This is a genomic window from uncultured Sphingomonas sp. (genome assembly GCF_913778135.1).
GTDB lineage: Bacteria > Pseudomonadota > Alphaproteobacteria > Sphingomonadales > Sphingomonadaceae > Sphingomonas.
Map to the genome: position 1 here is coordinate 1 of NZ_CAJYVU010000194.1, position 5,986 is coordinate 5,986.

The following is a 5,986-nucleotide window of genomic DNA, read 5'->3' on the forward strand; positions in this document are numbered from 1 at the left end:
TGCTAACGCGCCCGTTCGCGATAGAAGGCGTGGTGCAGCACGGCGACAAGGTCGGCCGCACGATCGGCTATCCGACTGCCAACATCGACATGGGACGCTACCTGCGCCCGGCCTACGGCATCTACGCTATACGCGGGCGGCTGGCAGACGGGCGCGTACTGGACGGCGCGGCCAACCTTGGCATCCGCCCGCAATTCGAGCCGCCAAAGGAATTGCTTGAACCTTATTTCTTCGACTTTTCGGGCGACCTGTACGGCGAGTGCATCGAGGTCGAGTTGATAGAGTTCCTGCGGCCGGAGGCGAAGTTCGACAGCCTCGACGCGCTGATGGCGCAGATGGACGCCGACTGCGCGCGCGCCCGCACGATCCTGGAGCGCTGACGCCCCAACATGCGTTAGCGCGACATGATCACGCTCGTCCCCGTCCTCGGCGATCAACTCACCCCGACGATCTCGTCGCTCGCCGCTGCGAAGAAGGCGGACACGGTCGTGCTGATGATGGAGGTCGCCGATGAGACGACCTACGTGCGGCACCACAAGCAGAAGATCGCCTTCATCCTCTCGGCAATGCGCCACCACGCCGCCGCGCTGCGTGAGGCCGGGTGGACGGTCGACTATGTGGGCCTCGACGATCCGGACAATAGCGGCAGCTTCACCGGCGAGGTCGCACGCGCGGTCGAGCGGCATGCGGCGACCCGCATCATCGTGACCGAGGCGGGCGAGTGGCGCGTTCGTGCGATGCTCGATGCGTGGCAGACGCTGTTCGGCATTCCCGTCGACATCCTGACCGACGACCGCTTCATCGCCACGCATGCCGACTTTGAGGCATGGGCCGCGTCGCGCAAGGTGCTGACGATGGAGTACTTCTACCGCGTGATGCGGCAGCGCACCGGCGTGCTGATGGACGGCAAGTACCCGGTCGGCGGGCAGTGGAATTTCGACAAGGACAATCGCAAGCCGGCGAACAAGGACCTGTTCATGCCGCAACCGCTCGCGTTCAAACCCGACAAGGTGACGCGCGAGGTGATCGACCTCGTTTCGACCCGCTTCGCCGATCATCCAGGCGATCTAGGCGGCTTCGATTATGCCGTCACCGCCGAGGACGCTGAGCGGCAAGCCGACACCTTCTTCGCGCATGCGCTGGAGAAGTTCGGCGATTACGAGGACGCGATGCTGACGGGTGAGCGCCATTTGTGGCACTCGATCCTCTCGCCTTACTTGAACGCCGGGCTGCTCGATCCGCTCGACCTGTGTCGTCGCGCCGAGGCGGCGTACCGCGCGGGCAAGGCACCGATCAACTCGGTCGAAGGCTACGTCCGTCAGATCCTCGGCTGGCGCGAATATATGCGCGGCATCTACTGGCGCGAAGGACCCGATTACGTCGAGCGCAATTACTTCGGGAATATGCGCCAGCTGCCTGACTGGTACTGGACCGGCGAAACCGACATGCACTGTCTACGCGAAGCGCTCGGACAGACGCTCGCCACCGCGCACGCGCACCACATCCAGCGGCTGATGGTCACCGGCAATTTCGCGCTGCTGATCGGCGCCGATCCGAAGGCGGTTCACCTCTAATATCTCGAAGTCTATATCGACGCGTATGAATGGGTAGAGCTGCCCAACACGCTCGGCATGAGCCAGTTCGGCGACGGCGGGCTGCTCGGCTCCAAGCCCTATGCAGGGTCGGGCGCGTACATCAACCGCATGTCGGACTATTGCGGCCACTGCCGATACAACGTGACGAAGCGCGTCGGCGAGGACGCCTGCCCGTTCAACGCGCTCTACTGGGATTTTCTCGCCCGCAACGAGGACAAGCTGCGCCCCAACCGGCGCATGGCGATGCCGTACCGCACCTGGGACCGGATGAAGCCCGAAACCCGCGCCGAGACTCGCGCGCAGGCGTCGGCTTTTCTCGACCAACTGGATGCGAGCGGACCGCCCTACTGACGCGCGCGCCGCGGCGCGCTATGCCGGGTGGATGGACCCGCTCGTCTCGACGCAATGGCTCGCTGATCACCTGTCGGACCGCGACCTGCGCGTCGCCGATGCCAGTTACCACATCGACCTGCCTGGTGAGCCGAAGCGCGATGCCGCGGCGGAATTCGCCGCCGGCCATGTGCCGGGCGCGGTGTTCATGAACCTTGCCGGCTTCTCCGACCCTGACAGCCCCTTGCCCTCGACCATGCCGAACGCCGCGCGCTTCGCCAGCCGCATGGCGCGGGCAGGGCTCGGCGACGGATTGCGGATCGTGCTCTACGACGATGCGTCACATTTCACGGCGGCGCGTGCCTGGGTGATGCTGCGCGCATTCGGCTTCACCGATGTCGCGATCCTCGACGGCGGTCTGGCGAAATGGCGCGCCGAGGGGCGCCCGGTGGAAATAGGCGGGCACGTCGTCCGCCCGCGTCACGCCACCCCGCGCGAGCAGGGCAGGGGGATCGCGAACATGGCCGACGTGCGCGCCGCGCTGGGCCACGACGTGCAGATCGTCGACGCACGCGGGCGGGCGCGCTTCACCGGTGCCGAACCCGACCCACGCCCCGGTGTCGCGGCCGGCCACATGCCCGGCGCGCGCAACCTGCCGTACAAGCAGGTCTTCAACCCCGACGGCACGTGGAAGCGCGGCGATGCGCTGCGCGCCGCTTTCGCGGACGCCGGCGTCGATCCGTCGCGACCGATGATGATGACCTGTGGCTCGGGCATCACCGCAAGCGTGCTCGCCTTCGCCGCACACCTGTTAGGACACGAGGCGGCGGTCTACGACGGCAGTTGGAGCGAATGGGGTGCCGACCCCTCCACTCCCAAGGCGACGGGTGACGCATGAGTGATGATCAGCACGACCTCCGGCCCGACACGCGCGTCGTCACCGCCGGCCGCCGCCCCGAATGGACCGCGGGCGTCGTCAACACACCCGTGTGGCGCGCTTCGACGATCCTCTACGACGACGTCGCGCACCTGCGCGCGAGCGGCGCGGCCGACACCCACCACCGCCTGTTCTACGGGCGTCGCGGCACGCCGACGCAGTGGAGCCTGGCCGACGCACTGACCGGCCTGGAACCGGGCGCGGAAGGGACCTTCCTCTACCCGTCGGGCGTCGCCGCGATCGCTGCCTGCCTGCTGGCGGTGCTGTCACCGGGCGACGAACTGCTCGTGCCCGACAGCGCCTATGATCCGACGCGGTCGATGGCGACTGGATTGCTCAAGCGGTTTGGTATCGCCGCGCGCTTCTACGATCCGCTGGTCGGTAAGGGGATCGTCGAACTGATCAGCCCGGCGACGCGCGCGATCTTCATGGAATCGCCCGGCAGCCTGACCTTCGAGGTGCAGGACGTGTCCGCGATCGTCGCAGTCGCCAAGGACCGCGGGATCGCGACGATCCTCGACAATACCTGGGCGACGCCGCTGTTCTTCCCGGCGATCGCCAAGGGCGTCGATTATTCGATCCTCGCCTGCACCAAATACATCGTCGGCCATTCCGACGTCATGCTCGGCTCGGTCACTGCCGGTCCGGGCCGCTTCGCTGCCTTGCGCGAGACGAGCTTCCAGCTGGGGCAGGTCACCAGCCCCGACGACGCCTGGCTCGGTAGCCGGGGCCTGCGCACCATGTCGCTCCGCTTGCGCCAGCATCAGGCGAGCGCGCTGGAGATCGCGCGCTGGCTGGCCGCGCAGCCGGAGGTGTCGCGCGTGCTCCACCCGGCGCTGCCGTCCTGCCCGGGACACGAGATATTCGCACGCGACTTCCTCGGCTCGTCGGGGCTGTTCGCCTTCGCGCTCCAAGGCGGTGACGAGCGATCGCGCGCCGCGCTGATCGACGCGCTGGACTATTTCGGCATCGGCTACAGCTGGGGCGGGTATGAGAGCCTGGCGCTGCCGGTCGACCCGGCGCGCCATCGCACCGCCACCATGCCCAACTTCGCCGGACCACTCGTGCGCCTACAGATCGGGCTGGAGGATCCCGCCGACCTGATCGCCGATCTGGCGCGCGGGCTCGCCGCGTTCCGAGCGGCGCGCGGGTGAGTTTCGCCAGCGACTGGCTGAGCGAGAACGGCATCGCGCTGCCGGGACGGTTCGACCTGCTTGAAATGGCGGTCGCGGGCGCGCTGGTGCTTGTCTCGCTGCTGCTCGGGCTCGTCGCCGGGCGCGTCCTCGGCCCGCGCGCGGCGGCGTGGTGGAAGGCGCACGTCGCCAACCACGGCGAGGGGCTGTGGCGCCGCATGAGCGCGATCCTGCGCCACGGCAGTGCCGCGCTGCTGCTCTCGATCGTCCTCGTCGCGCATGACTGGACCGGGTGGGGCGGGCTGCCGATCGGCATCGCGCTCGGCGCTGCCGCAGCCGCGCTTGCCCATGCGATATTGCGCGGGCTCGGCATGCCGCGCTGGGCGACCTGGACGTTCGCGACGATCCTGTTCGTGGCGTTGCTAAGCCGCGCGGTCGGTGGACTGGGGCCGATCACCGACACGCTCGACGCGGTCGGATTCAATATCGGGCGCCGGCGACTGTCGCTGCTCGCGCTGATCTACATCCTCGTGATCGCGATCGTGATCTTCGCGGGCGTTCGGCTCGCCAATCGCGTCGTCACGCACACCATCGGACAGGCGCGCTCGCTAGACGCGACGCAGAAGCTGCTCGCACAGAAGCTGGCGAGCATCGGCATCGTCGTTGCGGCGTTCTTCTTCGGGATCGATTTCGCCGGGATCGACCTCACCGCCTTCGCCTTCTTCTCGGGCGCGATGGGTCTTGCGGTCGGGTTCGGGTTGCAGAAAACGGTGGGCAACCTGATCGCGGGCATCATCCTACTGATGGATCGCTCGATCAAGCCGGGCGACGTGATCGTCGTCGGCGACAGCTTCGGCTGGGTCAACAAGATCGGCGTGCGCGCGGTCAGCGTGGTGACGCGCGACGGCAAGGAGCATCTGATCCCGAACGAGAATCTGATGACGCAGGAGGTGGAGAACTGGTCCTTCACCGACCGCAACGTGCGCGTGCGTATACCCGTCAGCGTCGCCTATTCGTGCGACCTGAAACTGGCGCAATCGCTGATGATGAAGGCGGCGACCGACAGCCCGCGCGTGCTGACCAGCCCGAAGCCCAACGTTTGGCTGACCGCGTTCGGTAACGACGGGGTCGAGCACGAGATCCTCGCCTGGATCAGCGATCCCGAGAGCGGGGTCGGCAACGTCCGCTCGGACGTGCTCAACCGTTTGTGGGTGTTGTTCAAGGACGCGGGGATCGCAATTCCGTTCGCGCAGCACGACGTTTACGTCAGGACGTGGCCGAAGCAACCGCTCGCTGCTGCCGATCCGACAACCGACCAGCCGGGCTAGCTCCGGCAAACCGCGATGCGAAGTCGGTCGCGGCGCGGAGAAGTGCGCGCCGGCCTGAACGTCTCCGCGCCGTGTGATTACGGCTGCGGCGTTGCGCCCGGCGTCGGCGTCGCGGCGGGCGAGGGCGCGGTCGCCTGCGTTGCGCCGGCGGCACCGCCCGTCACCGCGCGCGCACCCTGTCCGTCGCCCTGCGGTGCGGCGATGATGTCGCGCGTCGTCTGGCCCTTGTCGATGACGTTGGTCTGCGGATCGCCGACCGCGCTGCGGATTCCCGGCTGTGCCACGTCGCCGCCGGCCTGATCGACCACGCCGGCCTCTGCCTGGCTGCGCGGCGCCGGCGTGCCGAACAGCGCCTCCAGCGTCTGGCCCTGCGTGTTCGTCCCTTGGGTCCGCGCGGCACCCGGCTGCGGCGGGACCAGCGAGAAGTCGGGCGGGATCACCAGCGGTGCCTGGCGCGCCACCGCGAACTCGTCGGGCCGCGCGCGGTCGTAGCCGCTCTTGCCGCACGCCGACAGCGACGTCACCGCCGCGAGTGCGACGCCCGTGACCACCAACTTACGCATGTACGTTCTCCGAGGAATTCTTCGCATTCTCGTCCGGCTTGTCGCGGATCACGAGCGCGCGCACCAGCAGAATCAGCACGCCGATCGTAATCGCCGCGTC

Annotated in this window: 5 protein-coding genes and 1 pseudogene; 5 read left to right on the forward strand and 1 reads right to left on the reverse strand. The window is 67.8% G+C overall.

Translation table 11 applies throughout. The features are described 5' to 3' along the window. From QZ847_RS16545 to QZ847_RS16565, 5 genes and pseudogenes are all read left to right on the forward strand, one after another. The coding region (locus QZ847_RS16545) for a riboflavin kinase (RefSeq protein ID WP_294358696.1) at positions 1–380 on the forward strand (380 nt) is incomplete at its 5' end. Positions 381–404: 24 nt separating this feature from the next. Then, positions 405–1,946, forward strand: a pseudogene (locus tag QZ847_RS16550) (cryptochrome/photolyase family protein). A 31-nt stretch (positions 1,947–1,977) separates the two neighbouring features. Continuing rightward, the gene (locus tag QZ847_RS16555) at positions 1,978–2,823 is read left to right on the forward strand and encodes a sulfurtransferase (protein ID WP_294358700.1); all 846 of its coding nucleotides are present in this window, start codon (positions 1,978–1,980) and stop codon (positions 2,821–2,823) included. After that, the gene (gene metC / locus QZ847_RS16560; RefSeq protein ID WP_294358703.1) at positions 2,820–4,016 is read left to right on the forward strand and encodes a cystathionine beta-lyase; all 1,197 of its coding nucleotides are present in this window, start codon (positions 2,820–2,822) and stop codon (positions 4,014–4,016) included. Before QZ847_RS16555 ends, metC begins: the two co-directional genes overlap by 4 nt. After that, on the forward strand, positions 4,013–5,323 hold the full coding sequence (locus tag QZ847_RS16565) for a mechanosensitive ion channel domain-containing protein (protein ID WP_294358705.1): 1,311 nt from the start codon (positions 4,013–4,015) through the stop codon (positions 5,321–5,323). Before metC ends, QZ847_RS16565 begins: the two co-directional genes overlap by 4 nt. A gap of 77 nt (positions 5,324–5,400) precedes the next feature. Here QZ847_RS16565 and QZ847_RS16570 read toward each other — a convergent pair whose 3' ends face one another. Next, positions 5,401–5,886: a DUF3035 domain-containing protein gene (locus QZ847_RS16570; RefSeq protein WP_294358708.1), complete on the reverse strand. Its 486-nt coding sequence runs from the start codon at positions 5,884–5,886 to the stop codon at positions 5,401–5,403. Positions 5,887–5,986 lie beyond the last annotated feature (100 nt).